Genomic DNA, 14,981 nt, shown 5'->3' with positions numbered 1-14,981 from the left:
GGGGATAATCCCCCACGAACGCTTTTGCTCCCCCGACGAGAGGCGGTCACATGGAGTACACCACGCTGGGTGACACGGGCGTGACCGTCAGCAGGATCTGTCTCGGCTGTATGAGCTTCGGTACCTCCGAGTGGCGCGACTGGGTGCTCGACGAGGAGGCGGGCGTCGAACTCGTCGAGCGTGCGATCGACCTCGGGATCAACTTCTTCGACACCGCGAACATGTACTCGCTGGGCGAGAGCGAGCGCGTCCTCGGGGCGGCGCTCGAGGGACGGCGCGAGGAGAGCGTCGTGGCCACGAAGGTCTTCTTCCGGATGGACGAGGACGACCCCAACTCCGGGGGCCTCTCGCGGAAGGCCATCGAACGGGAACTCGACGCCTCCCTCGAACGGCTCGGGATGGACGCGATCGACCTCTACCAGCTCCACCGCTGGGACTACGAGACGCCGATCGAGGAGACCCTCAGGGCGCTCGACGACGCCGTCCGCCGCGGGAAGGTGCGCTACGTCGGGGGCTCCTCGATGTGGACCCGTCAGTTCGCCGAGGCGCTGTACACCTCGGACCTGCTCGGCCTGGAGCGCTTCGCCACGATGCAGAACCACTACAACCTCCTCTATCGGGAGGAGGAGCGCGAGATGCTCCCCTACTGCCGGGAGCGGGGCGTCGGCGTCATCCCGTGGTCGCCGCTGGCCCGCGGGTACCTGACGCGACCCCACGAGGAGGTCGACGCGACTACGCGTGGCAAGACCGACTCCTACGCCCAGCGACACCCCTACTTCGAGGGGGGCGGGCGGGAGATCAACGAGCGGGTGCAGGAGCTCGCCGCCGAGGCGGACGCGACGATGGCGCAGATCGCGCTCGCGTGGATGCTCACGAAGGAGTGGGTCGACGCCCCCATCGTCGGGACGACGAGCGTCGAGCACCTCGAGGAGGCCGTCGAAGCGCTCGACATCTCGCTCTCCGACAGCGACGTCGAGTACCTCGAAGAACCGTACGAGCCCGTGCCCGTCTCCGGGCACGAGTGATCCCTCGCCGCGCCTACACGGACGCGCGGTGCTGCGTCGGGAGCTCCGGTTCGAACGTCGCGAGGAACGCGTCGAAGGCGTCCTCGCTCGGCGGTTCGATCCGCACCGCGCCGCGCCGTCCTTCGGGGTCCCGCTCGTCGGTTCCACGGCGTTCGTCGCGCTCGTCGATCTCGTCGAGTTCGATGACGACGGGCTCGCGCGCCGGCGCGCCGGCCAGTCCGCGCCCGCCGCGGTAGACGGCGGCCATCTGTCGCATCGCGGTCGCACCCTGGTGGTTCAGCCAGCGCTGCTCGTTCGTCAGCGCCTGCACGGCGTCGTAGACGGCCCGTTGTCCGGAGATCGCCGCGACCGCCATCGGCCGAGTTCCCGCGGTGTCTGTGCCTCCCTCGGTCTGCGTGTAGTCGGAACTCATGGTGCGCTTGACAGTGGCGGTCGTGCCACCACCTGTCATCCCCACGTGGAGAGACGGCCGAGCGGCGCAAAAGCGTTCCGTCGGTCGATCGCTCGGACAGTCACCGACCGCTGTCGCTCGGGAGTACCCCGCAGACGCGACCGATCCGACGGCCGTCGGATCGGTCTTCGGGGCGCCGATTTCGCCCACCTATTTACCGCTCGCGGCCGTCGATCCGCCAATGGAGGCCGCCGAACGTGGGATCGAACCGCTGACCGGCCCAGATCGGTCGCTCGATCCCCGCGTGCGTCTCGTCTGGGCGGGGCAGGCACTCGTGACCGCCGCGGTGTTCGCGGCGATCGTCGGCGCGGCCGCGTTCATCATCCGGGGGCTCGTCTGGCCCGGTGCCGTCGCGTTTCTCGTCCTCGCCGCCCTCGGCGTCGTTCACTCGGTGTTCCGGTACCGAGCGTGGCGCTACCGCGTCCGCGAGGAGTCGCTGTACCTCGAGCGGGGCGTCCTCACGCGGGTGACCACGGTCGTCCCCTACGTCCGCGTCCAGCACGTCGACACGAGTCGGGGGCCGCTGGAGCGGTCGATCGGCCTCGCAACGCTCGTCGTCTACACGGCCGGGTCGCGCGGCGCGGACGTCACCATCCCCGGACTCACCCCGGAGGACGCGGAGGACCTGCAGGCGCGGTTGAAGCGCCTCGCGATCGCGGCCGAGGGGGAAGAGGCGGTCTGAATGCGCCTCGACCCGCGCTCGGTGCTCTATCGCACCGCGGCGTCGACCACGCGGCTCCTCTGGGCGGTGGTCATCCTCGCCGTCACCTCGCAGGTCGAGGAGCGACTCGGACGGCTGCTCGTCGCGGGCGTCGTCCTGCTGCTCGCCGCGACGGCGGCCTACCAGGTGGCGTACTACCGACGGTTCGAGTACGAACTCACCGACGACACGTTCGACATCCGCTCGGGCGTCGTCTCGCGGCGCGACCGCGAGATCCCGCTCCGACGGATCCAGAACGTCGACATCGGCCGGAGCGTCCTCCAGCAGGTCCTCGGCATCGCCGAGGTCCGCCTGGAGACGGCGGGCGGGAGCGAGACGGAGGCCGTCCTGCGGTGCGTCTCGGTCGCGGAGGCGACCCGGCTCCAGGACGAGATCAGCCGATTGAAGCGGAGCCAGCGCGCCGGGGGGGACGAGACAACCGAGGACCGCGCCGAGACGGTCTTCGCCATCACGGCCCGCGAGCTGTTCCTCCTCGGCGTCGTCTCGCTCGACCTGCGCCTCGTCCCGATCTTCTCGGTCGTCGCCGGGGTGTTCGTGCCGTCGCTCGCCGCCACCGCGTCGCCGTTCACCCCGTTCGGGCCGACCCTCCGCTCGATGGCCGCCTCGCCGCTGGTGGCCATCTCGCTCAGCACGCTTGCGCTGTACGCGGTCGCGGCCGCAGCCAGCGGCCTCATCGCCGCGACGAACTACTACGGCTTCCGGCTGACGCGCGCGCCGGACGAACTGCGCTACGAGCGCGGCCTCTTCCAGCGCTACACGGGGACGATCCCACTCCCCAAGGTCCAGACGCTCACGATCGCCGAGAACGCGCTCGCCCGGCTCGGCGGGTACGCCTCGCTCACCGTCGAGACGGCGGGGTACGCGCCGGGCGACGGCGACGGGTCGCAGTCCGCCATCCCCTTCGCCGACCGCGAGCGCGTGTGGGACCTCGCGCGCAGCATCGAGGACGCGGGCGAGGTGACGTTCGAACGCCCGCCGAAGCGCGCGCGAACGCGCTACGCGGTGCGCTACGTCCTCGTCGTCCTCGCGATCACGGCGGGTTTCTACGCCGCGACGCTCCTCGTCGGGGTCTCCGGACGGTGGTGGCTCGCGCTCGCGCTGCTCCCGGTCGCCCCCGTCGCCGCGCACCTGAAGTGGCGCAATCGGGGCTACGCGCTGGGCGACGAGCACGTCGTCACCCGCAACGGCTTCCTGGTTCGGACGACCGTCGTCGTCCCCTACCACCGCGTCCAGACGGTGTTCACGACGCAGACGGTGTTCCAGCGCCGGCGCGACCTCGCAACGCTCGTCGTCGACACCGCCGGATCGCGGGGCCTCACGGGCGGCGGCGCGCGCGCGGTCGACGTCGACGCCGGGACGGCCGCGCGCACGCGGGACGGCATCGAGACGCGCCTGAACCGCTCGCTGGCGGTGCGCCGCGAACAGCGACGGCGCGAGCGCGCGAAGGCCCTCTCGGGCGACGACTGGCCCCCCTCGCCCGCCTGATGCGGCGACCCGACGACGGCAACGCTCTCGGTACCGACGACGGTCACGAGGACGTACTCGCGCCGGGGCTCGCGCTCCCGGAGGTCGTCGGTGCGGTCGCGCTCGGCGCGTGGACGGCGACGACGGCGTTCGCCGTCCGGCGGCGGTAGTCGCCCTCAGCTCTCGACCCACTGCGTGAACTCCCTGATGTCGTCGTCCGTGCCGGCGACGATCAGGTCGTCGCCCGCAAGGAGGGTGAAGTCCGGATCGAGGTCGGTGACGACGCTCCCGTTTCGCTCGACGGCCACGACGGTGCAGCCCGTCCGCGCCCGGATGTCGGCCTCGGCGAGCGACCGGCCGGCGAGCGGCCCGGGGTCGGTGCGGACGATGTCTACCTGCTGGTCGAAGGTGATGACCTCCTCGTCGAGGATGGTCGAGGCGAGCATCCGCCCGCTGACGATGGCGAGCGAGAGGACGTAGTCGGCCCCGGCGCGGTAGAGCTTGCGGACGCTCTCGGGCGAGTCGGCGCGGGCGATGATCTCGATGTCCGGCGCGAGTTCGCGGACGACGAGCGTCGCGAAGATGGTGGTCGTGTCGTCGGGAAGCGCGAGGATGACGGTGCTCGCCTCCTCGACGCCCGCGGCTTCGAGCGACGCCGTCTCCGTCACGTCGCCGACGACTTCGACGCCCTCCTTGTCCACCATGTCGAGGGTCACACAGGGGATCCCGGCCTCCTCGAGCGCGTCCTCGACCGTCGAGCCGACCATCCCGTACCCGGCGACGACGACGCGACCGCGCCGGAGGCGGCGCTGCTCGGAGAGCGTGAGGCGCTTCAGCCGCTCGAGCTGGCGCTCGTTGCCCGCGACGAGGAGGATCGTCTGCTCGTCGATGTACGCCTCCGGGGAGGGGGGACTGACGAACTCGCCGCGGAACCACGCGCCGATGACGTTCGCGCCGGTCCGCTCGCGGATGCCGCTCTCGGCGACGGTGACGCCCGCGATGTCGCTGCCGGACTGCACCGGTAGCTCCACGACGTCGAAGTCCTCCGTGATCTCGACGGCCCCGCCGAGATCGCGGGAGAGGCCCGCCGTCACCTTCGTCGCGAGGCTCTCGCCGATCAGTCGCCGGGGCGAGAGTACCCGATCGCTCCCCGCCAGACGCTGGTACTCGGCGAGGTCCGCGTCCTCGACGAACGTGATGACGGGGACGTCGCAGACCTCCTTGGCGGTGAGCGCGATGCTCGCGTTCGTCTCGTCGTCCACGTCGACGACGAGCGCCCGCGCGTCGGGGAGGTTCGCCCCGACGCGGCAGACCTCGATGCTCTCCGGGTCGCCGTGGATGACCGTCGTCCCCGTCTCGTAGATGTCCGCGGCGCGCTCGCGGTCGGGTTCGACGACGACATACGGGATGTTCCGGGTCGTGAGCTCGCGGACGAGCGCCCGGCCGCGGGGCGTGTACCCGGCGATGACGACGTGGTCCTCGTACCCGTCGATCCTGGTCGGGGCGGCCGTGGCGAGGGTCTCCTCGAGCAGCGGGAAGACGAGCACCGGGAGGGCCATGAAGATGAGCAGGACGCCGGTCAGGTCCATGACGATGACGATGAGGTTCATCTGCCAGCTCTCCCACGGGGCGTCCGAGCCGAACCCGGTCGTCGTGAACGTCTCGACGACGACCTGTAGCGAGTGGAGAAACGACGTGTTCGTGCCCTCGAAGGCCCGCATCCCGTAGTCGTAGACGACGGCGTAGCCGAGGATGATGACCGAGAGGACGAACATGTACCGGACGGTGCGCCGTTGCCACGTGTCCATCACTACTCCCACCTGCCGTCTGCGTCAAAACGGTTCCCCACCGGACCTCAACCTCTTTCGGCGTCGGCCCTCTACCCGCTCCCATGGCCCGCGACGTCACGCACACCGCTCGCAGCCCGTACATCGTCACGCCCGAGGACATCGACGCCGAGAAGGGCGACGTGGCCGTCTGTCGCTGCGGCCTCTCCCGGGAGTACCCCCTCTGCGACGGCTCACACCGCGCGACCCGCGACGAGGAGGAGGGCGTCGTCTACCGCTACGCGGGCGACGATCCCGAGGGCGACCGACGCGTCGTCCGCGGGCGCGAGGAGTAGGTCATCGCGCTCTCGGGCGTCGCGGCGACGAGCGTCGTCGTCCCCTCGGTCGCCGCAGCGACGGAGCGGTCGAACGGCTCCCTCGGTAGCGTTTTGCCCGCCGGGCGTGACTATCCGGTATGCGACCGGACCTCTCGAAGCTCGACGACTTCCTCGACGAGGTGGGCGCGGACGGCTACCTCGTCTACGCCGACGCCGACGAATCGGACCAGCGCTACCTCTCGGGCTTCGCCGCGCCCGATCCCTACGTGACGCTGTACGACGGCGACCTGCACCTGCTCGTCTCCAGCCTGGAGTACGGCCGGGCGAAGCGCGAGGCACCCACCGACGACGTCGCTCGCATCGCCGACTTCGACTACGGCGCGAAGCGCGAGGAGTACGGCCCCCACGGGGCGAGAGACCGCGTCCTCGCGGAGTTCCTCGCCGAGCGCGGCGTCTCGTCGGTCGCCGCGCCCGCCCGCTTCCCGCTCGCCACCGCCGACGGCCTGCGCGACCTCGGCGTCGAGGTGGCGGCCGAGACCGACGGCGTCGTCACCGAGATCCGCGCCACGAAGACTGACGAGGAGATCGAGCACGTCCGGGGCGCACAGCGCGCCAACGAGGTCGCGCTCGCGCGGGCCGAGGAACTCGTCCGCGAGTCCGAGATCGACGACGGCGTCCTCGTCCACGACGGCGAGGCCCTCACGAGCGAGCGCGTCAGGCGCGAGATGGAGATCGAACTCCTCCGGCGGGGCTACGCGCTCGACGAGGCCATCGTCGCCTGCGGCGCGGCGGCGGCCGACCCCCACGACCGCGGAAGCGGTCCCCTCCGACCGGACGAGCCCGTCATCGTCGACGTCTTCCCCCGCGACAAGGCGTCCAAGTACTACGCCGACATGACCCGGACGTTCGTGAGGGGCGAGCCGAGCGGGACCGTTCGCGAGTGGTACGACCTCACCGAGCGGGCGATGGAGGCCGCCCTCGACGCCGTCGAACCCGGCGCGACCGGCCGGGACGTCCACGACGCCGTCTGCGACGTGTACGAGGCGGCGGGCGAGCCGACCCTCCGGAGCGACCCAACGACGGAGACGGGGTTCATCCACTCGACGGGCCACGGCGTCGGCCTCGACGTCCACGAACTGCCGCGGATCGCCGACGTGGACGAGGAGCTCGAACCCGGGCACGTCATCACGATCGAGCCGGGGCTGTACGACCCCGACGTCGGCGGCGTCCGCATCGAGGACCTCGTGTGCGTCACCGAGGACGGCTACGAGAACCTGACGAGCTATCCGAAGGAACTGGTCGTGGAGTGATCCCGGACGGGACCAACGACCGACGCGGCGTCTGTGGCGAACGCCCGGCCTCGCCAGGCTGGCGGGACTGCACGGTGCTGGGTCCTTCGAGGTCTCTGTCCAGTAGACGCGCCCACGACTACCGTGGTTGGAGCCTCCCGCACCGATGATGCACCGGACGAACGACTCGGACAGGCTTTTGCACCGCGCCGGACACCTCAGGGCATGAACGTACTCGTCGTCGGCGCGGGCGAGATGGGGACGTGGTTCGGCTCCTGCCTCGACGCCGACCTCGCCTACGCCGACACCGACCCCGCGGCCGCGGAGCGCGCAGCCGAGACGACCGGCGGTCGGGCCGTCGGGCTCGACGCCGAGGAGCGCTTCGACGCCGTCTGCCTGGCCGTCCCGATGTCCGCCGTCGAGGGGGCCACCGCCGCCCACGCCGGGCGCGCGGAGCGCGCCGTCGTGGACCTGACGGGGGTGATGCGCCCCGCGGTCGCGGCGATGCGGGAGCACGCCCCCGACCGCGAGCGGCTGAGCCTCCACCCGCTGTTCGCCGCCGACGCCGCGCCGGGGCGCATCGCCGCCGTCGCCGACGAACCGGGCGAGGCGACCGACCGGATCCGTGCCGCGCTCGCCGCGGCGGGCAACGACCTCTTCGAGACGACGCCGGAGGAGCACGACCGCGCCATGCGGACGGTGCAGGCGCAGGCCCACGCCGCCGTCCTCGCCTACGGGCTCGCGCGCGAGGAGGTCGACGAGCGGTTCCACACGCCCGTCTCGCGGCGGCTCGCGGACCTCGTCGAGCGGGTGACCGACGGCACGCCCCGCGTCTACGCGGAGATCCAGGCCACCTTCGGGGGGGCCGACGCGATCGCCGAGGCCGCCGAGCGCGTCGCGGGCGCGGACGACGACGAGTTCGAGGCGCTCTACCGGGAGGCCGGGCGGTGAACGCGGACCGACGGCGGCAGGTGCTCGACGCCGCGCGCTACCTGCGCGAGGTGCGCCCGCTCGACCCCGAGGAGCTGTGCGAGTACGTCGAGGGGCGACCCCACCCGGCCGTCGTCCGGCAGGTGCTCCGCGAGGCGGCGTACGACCTCCGGATCCGCGAGCGCGAGGACGGCACGTTCGCCCCCGTCGAGGACGACCCCCTCGACCTCCCCGTCGGCGAGATCCGTCGCTTCCCGCGATCCCACGAGCGCCGCCTGGAGGACCTCCTCGTCGAGCGCTACGGCGCGCGCTGGCATGCGGGGGGGTCGGGCGACCGACTGCGCGCGACGATCCGGCGGATCAAGGACGAGTACTACCGCCAGCGCCCCGTCGAGTACGACGAGGAGACCGCGCTCGCGTACGCGATCTACCACCTGCCGGATTACTACGCCGTCGCGGGGTACGTCGCCGCCGACCTCGCGCGCGACGGACTGCTCCCGCGGGCGGTGCGCGTCCTCGACGTCGGCGCGGGCGTCGGCGGCCCCGCGCTGGGACTGCTCGATCTCCTCGCCGGCGAGGCGGTCGTCGAGTACCACGCGGTCGAGCCGAGCGCCGCCGCCGACGTGTTCGAGCGGCTGGTCGAATCGGGGCCGAACCGGCGGGTGACGGTCCACCGCGAGACGGCGGAGGCGTTCGAGCCCGCGGGCGAGTACGACCTGACGCTGTTCGCCAACGTCTGGAGCGAACTGGACGATCCGGAAGCCGTCGCCCGGCGCTACGTCGAGTCGGTCGCCGAGGACGGGACGATAGTCGGGATCGCGCCCGCCGACAAGAACACCGCGATCGGTCTGCGCGAGGTCGAGCGGGCGCTCGAACGCGACCCCGGCCTCACCGTCTACGCGCCCGAGGTGCGCCTCTGGCCGGGGCGAACGCCGAGCGACCGCGGCTGGTCGTTCGACGCCGAGCCCGACCTCGCCGTTCCCGACGTGCAGCGCCGCCTCGACGACGCCGCGACCGACGCCGAGCACGACCCCGGCGAGTTCGTCAACGCGGACGTGCAGTACGCCTACACGCTCCTCAGGCGCGACGGGCGGCGCGCGATCGACTTCGCGCCGGACGCCTCCCGGTTCGCCCGGATGGCCGACGCCGAGGACCACGTCACCGAGCGCATCGACCTGGCGGCGATCAAGCTCAGCCGCGACCTCGGGCGGAACAACCCACTGTTCAAGATCGGCGACGGGAGCGAGGCGGTCGATCACTACGCCGTTCTGACCCGCGAGTCGACGCTGAACCGCGACCTCCGCCGGGCGGACTACGGCGACCTGCTCCTGATCGAGAACGGCCTGCTGCTGTGGAACGACGACGAGCGGGCGTACAACCTCGTCGTGGACGGCGAGACCGTCGTCGACGCCGTTCCGACGCGGTGATCAGCGGGGGGCGACGGCCTGCCGTCGGATCTCGTACCGCTCGACCCCCTGCTCGGATCGGACGACCGTCTCGACGGTGACGACGCCGCCGTTCCGCTCGACGGCGAGGGCACCGCCGAGGTCGGTCTCGACCGTCCGCTCGATCGTGTGCGTCTCCCCCGGCGCGAGGCGACCGACCCGCTCCGTGCCCCGCCAGACGGGCTCGCCGCCGGCGGAGATGCGGGTCTCGACCACGACGCCCGTCCTGGGGCGGTCGGCGCGGTTGGTCACGGAGGCGACGACGGCCGCTCCGGTCGGGGCGATGGGTTCGATCCGGGTGACGCTGAACGCGTAGGAGCCGGCGCCGCTCGCGCTCGTCGCGGCCGTCGGCGTCGGGGAACCGCCCCCGCCGTTCCGTCCGCTCCTCGGCGGTACCGTTCCCTCGGCGAGTCGGCTGTCGTCGACGACGATCGAACCGGTGCTCCCGGCTCGGTCGCCGTCGTCGGTCGGTAGGGGCGTTCCCGGGTGGCCGGGGGCGGGCGCGCCGCCGACCACGAAGACGAGGCCCGTCGCCGTGGCGAGGATAGCGCCGAGGCTGACGAGCGTGATGAATCTGTGTGCGTGCATCGTGCGTCAACTGCCAGGCCGCGTGTGCCATCTGCGGGTTCCCGGCCGCCCCGAATAAACGACGTGGCTATACGTACTCCGCTCCCCTCGTCCGCGGGCTACGTGGGTCCCCGACGTTCTCCCGGCCCGATGCGTTTTTGCGGCACGGCGGCACAGGGCACACATGGACGTCCTCCTGACGAACGACGACGGCATCGAGGAGACCGGGTTACGGGCGCTCTACGAGGCGCTCTCGTCGGTCGCGGACGTGACGGCGATCGCCCCCGCGGAGGACCAGAGCGCCGTCGGGCGGTCGATGTCGAGCCGCGTCGCCGTCGACGAGCACGCACTCGGCTACGCCATCCACGGGACGCCCGCGGACTGCGTGGTCGCGGGGATCGAGGTGCTCGCGACCGACGTCGACCTCGTCGTCTCGGGCTGCAACCGGGGGGCGAACCTCGGTCAGTACGTCCTCGGACGGTCGGGGACCATCAGCGCCGCCGTCGAGGCGGCCTTCTTCGGCGTTCCGGCCGTCGCCGTCTCGATGTACATCCCCACCGGCGAGGTGGACTACACGACGTTCGACCCCGGCTTCGAGGAGTACGCGGAGGCGATGCGCGTCGCCCGCCACATCGCGGAGAACGCCCTCGAGGAGGGCGTCTTCGAGGAGGCCGACTACCTCAACGTGAACGTCCCCGTCGCCGACGACGAGCCGTGCGAGATGGAGATCACGACCCCCTCGACGGTGTACGACATGGGCGCGGACCGGAGCGAGGGGCACATCACGCTCGTCGACCGCATCTGGAGACGGATGGCGGAGGGAGAGGTCATCGACCCCGAGGGAACCGATCGCCGGGCGATCATGGAACGCCGGGTGAGCGTCTCGCCGCTCACGGCGTCGCACACCCCCTATCGGCACGACGCGCTCGACCGCCTCGCCGCGGGGTACTGAGCGACGGCCCCTCCCCGACCGGGCGCTCCCCCCGCGTCAGTCGCGTCGGGCGAGGACCGGCACCTCGACGGTCGACTCGCCCGGCGCGTGGTGGAGCGTGACGCCGACGGCCTCCCGCGAGTTGTAGAAGCCGGCGTCCGTCGTCGCGACGGTGAACCGGAGCGTATCGCCCGGGCGCAGCCGGCGCTGGATCGCGACCATCTCGGCCGCGACCGTCCGCTCGCCCGCCTCGCGGAGGCGCAGCGGCGTCACCTGGTTACCGACGAGCGTCGCGTCCCCGTCGCTGACGTGGTAGAACTTGGCGAAGAGCTGCGCGTCGGGGCCGAGCGGGGAGACGCACAGGGAGAGCCGCGGCGCGCCGAGCACCTCCAGGTCGCGCTCGACCGGGACGTCGAAGTGCGCCGCCGTCCCGGGCACGTGGTCACCGTTGACCGGCGAGAGCTGGCTCGTCGAGGTCGGGACGGGACTGTTGGCGATCGTCGTCGAGTCGAGGGCTGCCGCGTCCGCGAGGTCGATCGTCCGCGCGTCGGCGTTCGCCGGCGGGAGGGCGTTCGTCCGGCGGAACCGACCGGTCTGGATCTCGTAGTAGGTGACCGGGGGGAGGTCGGCCGCGCCGCGGCCGGCGACGTGCTCGTCGAGCCACGCGAGCGCGAGGTCGTCGAGCATCCGACGCTGCTCCGCGCCCGCCGTGTCCGTGAGCGTGTGCCCACCCTGGAACAGGACGAGTCGGGTCTCGACGCCGCGCTCGCGGAGCCCCTCGAACGTCCACAGCGCCTCGTTCGGAACGAACAGCGTGTCCGGCCACCCCGAGATCAGGAGCGTCGGCGTCTCTACCTCGTCGAGCTTCCGCCCCGGCGAGCGCGCGGCGTAGTACGCCCGCCCCTCGTCGGGGAACTCGTTGGTCGCCGTCGCGTACAGGATCGTCCCGTGAACCTCCCGGTCGAGCCCGTTCTCCACGTCCTCGTACGTCGGCCAGCCGTCGCCGGAGGTGAGGCCGCGCGACCCCGTGACGCCGGTCGCGTAGAGCAGCCCGTCCCACCCGGCCTTGATTACGCCGTTCGGGGCCAGCGAGTGGGGGAGGTCGTTCCACGCCCATCGCGGGACGACGGCGTCGAGGCGCGGCTCCTCCGCGGCCGCCTCGAGCTGGATGCCGCCCGCGTAGGAGACGTTGTCCATGCCGACCCTCGGATCGCCCGGCGCGTCGGTCGCCACCGCCGGTCGCGCGGCCAGCCAGTCGAGCAGCGCGCCCACGTCGCGCACCTCGTTCGGACCGTCGACGCCCACCCGGCCGCCGCTCTCGCCGAACCCCCGCGAGTCGTACGCGAGGACGGCGTACCCGTTGCTCGCGTAGAGATCCGTCAGCCGTCGCACCCGCTCGCTCCCGTGGTCGCCGCCCCAGCCGTGGGTCATGAGCACCGACGGGAACGGCCCCTCGTCGTCGGGCGTCGTGAACCGCCCCGACAGGGTCGTCCCGTCGAACGAGTCGATCTCGACCGAGGCACCGGAGTAGCCGCTCCCGGTCGCCGCGGCGGTTCGCACGCTCGCGTCCGCGGTCGCACCCGTCGCGGCCGCCGCCAGCGCCCCCAGCACCGCCCGCCTCGTCGTTCGGTCGCGCATACAGTCACTTCCGCCGGGAGGGCAATCCGCTGTCGCCGGGCATGACCGGGACACTATACTGTCGGCAGTACGCCGATGGAGGATATTCGGCGTCCCGGACGCCGAATATCGTAAAACGGGGACAGCCGACAGTATCCGTCGGTCACGGACCCGCGGTCGGGGCGTCGGTTCCCCACCGCGGCGATCACCGCAACGGGTACCTCGCGTCGGCGTGACGAGGAAGGCGTAGATGCGAACGAGTCTCAACGTCCCGAGCGAGCTCGTAGAGGAGTTCGACCGCGTGTGGCGGGAGCAGGGGTTGGACAGCCGGTCGCGGGCCGTCAGGGAGGCGATGTCGGAGTACGTCGAGGCCCACTCGCGCCTCGAGGCGACGACCGGGGAGGTCGTCGCGCTCGTGGGGTTCGACTACCGCTACCACGACGTGATCCGGGAGCTTCACGCGGTGCAACACGACTACCAGGACGTCATCCTCAACACGAGCCACACCCACCAGGGGGAGTGGTGCCTGGAGTCGCTGTTCTGTCGCGGGGACGCGGAGCGGGTGCGCGAGCTCACGTATCGGCTCCGCGACTTCGACGGCGTTCGTCGAGTGAAGGTCATGGTGATCCGCGAGCGCGCGTGAGCGACCGGCGTCGCGCGCGACGTTCGCGATCCAGCGTGGAGCCCCCACAGGTACTTGCTCGCCGCGCGCGAACGCCCGGCCGTGTCGAACCGACCGGCGCGGACCGCGCTCGCGATGGCGCTCGCGGATCGGCGACGACACCTCGTCGCGGTCGCGCTCGTCGCGGTCGCGTTCGGGATCGCCGCCGCTCTCGGGTCGGGCGTCGCGTACTACGCCGCGGCTCTGATCGCCTTCGCGGTCTGGATGGGCTGGTTCGTGCTGACGGCCGTCGACTGGATAGACCGGGCGGACTTCTGACGCAGTGTCCCGGGGGTGGCGACCGACCCCACGTCTCACGGGGCCAGCCCCCGTACTCACCGATGCAATGATACCGAAGCTCGTCTACGACGACGACTGCCGGTTCTGTACGTGGTCCGCGACGTTCGCGGTCCGTCGCGGCGACGTCATCCCCGTCCGTCTCTCGCGGGTCGAGCGCGGGGAGTCGCGGCTGAGCGACGAGGAGCGCGAACGGCTGCCGGAGGGTTTCGAGGAGTGCGCGCAGTTGCTCACCGACGACGCCGTGTTCTCCTGTGGTGCCGCGGTCGAGCGATCGCTGGTCATCGCCGGACTCCTCCCGGCCGGGGTCGTCGACGTCCTGAACCGGTTCGGGGCGTACGAGCGGCTCCGGGAGGCAGTCTACCACCTCGCGTCGGATCAGCGCGACCGCCTGTCGAACGTGATCGGTGCGGATCCCCCCGTCAGTCAGCACGTCCCCGAGGGGAGCGTTCACCCCGAAGAGTCGTCCCGGTAGCGACCCTTGCGGTCGGGTGTCCCCGGCCGGCGCGCGGATCGTCCGCGCGGAGCGCCGACGAAGTACGAACGGCCGGGGGTTACTCGAACTCGACGAGGGGGAAGACGACGCCGACCACCAGCCCGTAGGCGAGGTGGGCCAGCAGCGTCGCGGGGTCGAACCACGGGAACGGCGGCGGATCCGCGGCACCGATCGCCCCGAGCCACAGCGGCATCACGATGGACATCGACACCAGCCAGAGCAGCGCGCCGTACGCCAGACCGAGGCCGACGTCCCAGCCGACGCTCGGGGAGCGATCGACGAATCCCGTCTCCGTGGCGAGCGCCGCGTAACCGACGCCGAAGGTGGCGGCGACCCCCAGGTGAACGATCCAACCGGCGAGGAGGCCGTCGAGGGCAAGCAGGCCCGGGATGTACTCAGTCATCACCGCCGGCATCATCATCGTCGCCATGAGGCCCATAACGACGCCCCCGGCGAGGCCACCGACGACCCCCGACATCCAGGCCGGTCGAGCGGCCTCCTCGTCCGTGCGTCTCGATAGTTCGGCTTCGTTCAGGAGTGCCATGGGACGATCCCGTCCGGACGTAGGACGCGGCGCGTCTTACGTCCTGTTCCCGTTGGACGTCACGATATTGTCGGTGAGAGAGGCTCGCGGGCTCTCGTCGACGCTCGAGACGAACCGCCGATCGAACGTCCGCGCGTTCGACGTGACTGGAGTGCCCGACCCCTTTCGGGGACTGACACCGCGTGCACGCCGGACCTCCGTCGATCACCCTCGCCGATCAGGTCGACGCCGCGTCGTCCGCCGGGTAGACGACGCGACCGTCGCGGACCTCGGCGAACCGCGTCAGTTCGTGTTCGTCGGCGCGGTCGGGACCGAAGACGTCGACGACGTCGTGACCGCGCGCGACGCGTCGACGAACGTCCTCCGCGGAACGCGAGGCGTGACCGACGGTGTAGAACCGAGCCATACGGCGAGTCGGCGATCGGTTCAGGCAGATGTT

General features: G+C 71.6%; 18 protein-coding genes. 12 read left to right on the top strand and 6 right to left on the bottom strand.

The features are described from left to right. The first annotated feature begins 50 nt into the window (after window positions 1-50). The gene (locus tag P1K31_RS04575) at window positions 51-1,025 is read left to right on the top strand and encodes an aldo/keto reductase (protein ID WP_276305102.1); all 975 of its coding nucleotides are present in this window, start codon (window positions 51-53) and stop codon (window positions 1,023-1,025) included. Between the two features lie 13 nt (window positions 1,026-1,038). Here the strand turns inward: P1K31_RS04575 and P1K31_RS04570 are convergent, their stop codons facing one another. Then, window positions 1,039-1,476 (bottom strand): hypothetical protein, encoded by a 438-nt coding sequence (locus P1K31_RS04570; protein ID WP_276305101.1) that lies wholly within the window; start codon window positions 1,474-1,476, stop codon window positions 1,039-1,041. Window positions 1,477-1,657: 181 nt separating this feature from the next. Here P1K31_RS04570 and P1K31_RS04565 point away from each other — a divergent pair, with 181 nt between their 5' ends. Genes P1K31_RS04565 through P1K31_RS04555 form a run of 3 tightly spaced genes read left to right on the top strand, consistent with a single transcriptional unit; the run spans window position 1,658 to window position 3,831 of the window. Then, complete coding sequence (locus tag P1K31_RS04565) at window positions 1,658-2,158, top strand: PH domain-containing protein (RefSeq protein WP_276305100.1); 501 nt, start codon at window positions 1,658-1,660, stop codon at window positions 2,156-2,158. Beyond that, the gene (locus P1K31_RS04560; protein ID WP_276305099.1) at window positions 2,159-3,682 is read left to right on the top strand and encodes a PH domain-containing protein; all 1,524 of its coding nucleotides are present in this window, start codon (window positions 2,159-2,161) and stop codon (window positions 3,680-3,682) included. Beyond that, window positions 3,682-3,831, top strand: a complete 150-nt coding sequence (locus tag P1K31_RS04555; RefSeq protein ID WP_276305098.1) for a hypothetical protein — start codon at window positions 3,682-3,684, stop codon at window positions 3,829-3,831. The genes P1K31_RS04560 and P1K31_RS04555 overlap by 1 nt, the downstream gene beginning before the upstream one ends. 6 nt (window positions 3,832-3,837) lie before the next feature. Here the strand turns inward: P1K31_RS04555 and P1K31_RS04550 are convergent, their stop codons facing one another. After that, the gene (locus P1K31_RS04550) at window positions 3,838-5,469 is read right to left on the bottom strand and encodes a potassium channel family protein (protein WP_276305097.1); all 1,632 of its coding nucleotides are present in this window, start codon (window positions 5,467-5,469) and stop codon (window positions 3,838-3,840) included. An 83-nt stretch (window positions 5,470-5,552) separates the two neighbouring features. On the opposite strand from P1K31_RS04550, the gene P1K31_RS04545 reads away from it, so the two are divergent. From P1K31_RS04545 to P1K31_RS04530, 4 genes are all read left to right on the top strand, one after another. Further along, window positions 5,553-5,783, top strand: coding sequence for a CDGSH iron-sulfur domain-containing protein (locus P1K31_RS04545; protein ID WP_276305096.1), 231 nt, complete (start codon window positions 5,553-5,555; stop codon window positions 5,781-5,783). A 119-nt stretch (window positions 5,784-5,902) separates the two neighbouring features. Further along, complete coding sequence (locus P1K31_RS04540; RefSeq protein WP_276305094.1) at window positions 5,903-7,075, top strand: M24 family metallopeptidase; 1,173 nt, start codon at window positions 5,903-5,905, stop codon at window positions 7,073-7,075. 204 nt (window positions 7,076-7,279) lie between these two features. Next, window positions 7,280-8,005 (top strand): prephenate dehydrogenase/arogenate dehydrogenase family protein, encoded by a 726-nt coding sequence (locus P1K31_RS04535; protein ID WP_276305093.1) that lies wholly within the window; start codon window positions 7,280-7,282, stop codon window positions 8,003-8,005. After that, entirely contained in the window at window positions 8,002-9,411 is a 1,410-nt protein-coding gene (locus P1K31_RS04530; protein WP_276305092.1) for a DUF8157 domain-containing protein, read from the top strand. Before P1K31_RS04535 ends, P1K31_RS04530 begins: the two co-directional genes overlap by 4 nt. On the opposite strand, the gene P1K31_RS04525 is transcribed toward P1K31_RS04530, so the two are convergent. Continuing rightward, window positions 9,412-10,017 (bottom strand): hypothetical protein, encoded by a 606-nt coding sequence (locus P1K31_RS04525; RefSeq protein ID WP_276305091.1) that lies wholly within the window; start codon window positions 10,015-10,017, stop codon window positions 9,412-9,414. A 163-nt stretch (window positions 10,018-10,180) separates the two neighbouring features. On the opposite strand from P1K31_RS04525, the gene surE reads away from it, so the two are divergent. After that, complete coding sequence (gene surE, locus P1K31_RS04520; RefSeq protein WP_276305090.1) at window positions 10,181-10,948, top strand: 5'/3'-nucleotidase SurE; 768 nt, start codon at window positions 10,181-10,183, stop codon at window positions 10,946-10,948. A 36-nt stretch (window positions 10,949-10,984) separates the two neighbouring features. On the opposite strand, the gene P1K31_RS04515 is transcribed toward surE, so the two are convergent. Continuing rightward, entirely contained in the window at window positions 10,985-12,565 is a 1,581-nt protein-coding gene (locus P1K31_RS04515; protein WP_276305089.1) for a CocE/NonD family hydrolase, read from the bottom strand. A 229-nt stretch (window positions 12,566-12,794) separates the two neighbouring features. Here P1K31_RS04515 and P1K31_RS04510 point away from each other — a divergent pair, with 229 nt between their 5' ends. The 3 genes from P1K31_RS04510 to P1K31_RS04500 all read left to right on the top strand — a co-directional run bounded on the left by P1K31_RS04510 (window position 12,795) and on the right by P1K31_RS04500 (window position 13,977). Next, window positions 12,795-13,187 (top strand): CopG family ribbon-helix-helix protein, encoded by a 393-nt coding sequence (locus P1K31_RS04510; RefSeq protein ID WP_276305088.1) that lies wholly within the window; start codon window positions 12,795-12,797, stop codon window positions 13,185-13,187. Between the two features lie 81 nt (window positions 13,188-13,268). Beyond that, entirely contained in the window at window positions 13,269-13,484 is a 216-nt protein-coding gene (locus P1K31_RS04505; protein ID WP_276305087.1) for a hypothetical protein, read from the top strand. A 67-nt stretch (window positions 13,485-13,551) separates the two neighbouring features. Beyond that, window positions 13,552-13,977, top strand: coding sequence for a DCC1-like thiol-disulfide oxidoreductase family protein (locus P1K31_RS04500; RefSeq protein ID WP_276305086.1), 426 nt, complete (start codon window positions 13,552-13,554; stop codon window positions 13,975-13,977). A gap of 79 nt (window positions 13,978-14,056) precedes the next feature. On the opposite strand, the gene P1K31_RS04495 is transcribed toward P1K31_RS04500, so the two are convergent. Together P1K31_RS04495 and P1K31_RS04490 are read right to left on the bottom strand one after the other, a co-directional pair. Then, on the bottom strand, window positions 14,057-14,542 hold the full coding sequence (locus P1K31_RS04495; RefSeq protein WP_276305085.1) for a histidine kinase: 486 nt from the start codon (window positions 14,540-14,542) through the stop codon (window positions 14,057-14,059). Between the two features lie 217 nt (window positions 14,543-14,759). Continuing rightward, on the bottom strand, window positions 14,760-14,948 hold the full coding sequence (locus P1K31_RS04490) for a hypothetical protein (protein WP_276305084.1): 189 nt from the start codon (window positions 14,946-14,948) through the stop codon (window positions 14,760-14,762). Between the last annotated feature and the right edge of the window lie 33 nt (window positions 14,949-14,981).

It is taken from the genome of Halomarina halobia (genome assembly GCF_029338575.1).
Lineage (GTDB): Archaea > Halobacteriota > Halobacteria > Halobacteriales > Haloarculaceae > Halomarina > Halomarina halobia.
Note: the sequence above shows the minus strand (reverse complement) of the source record. Positions and strands in the feature narration are given on the sequence as shown.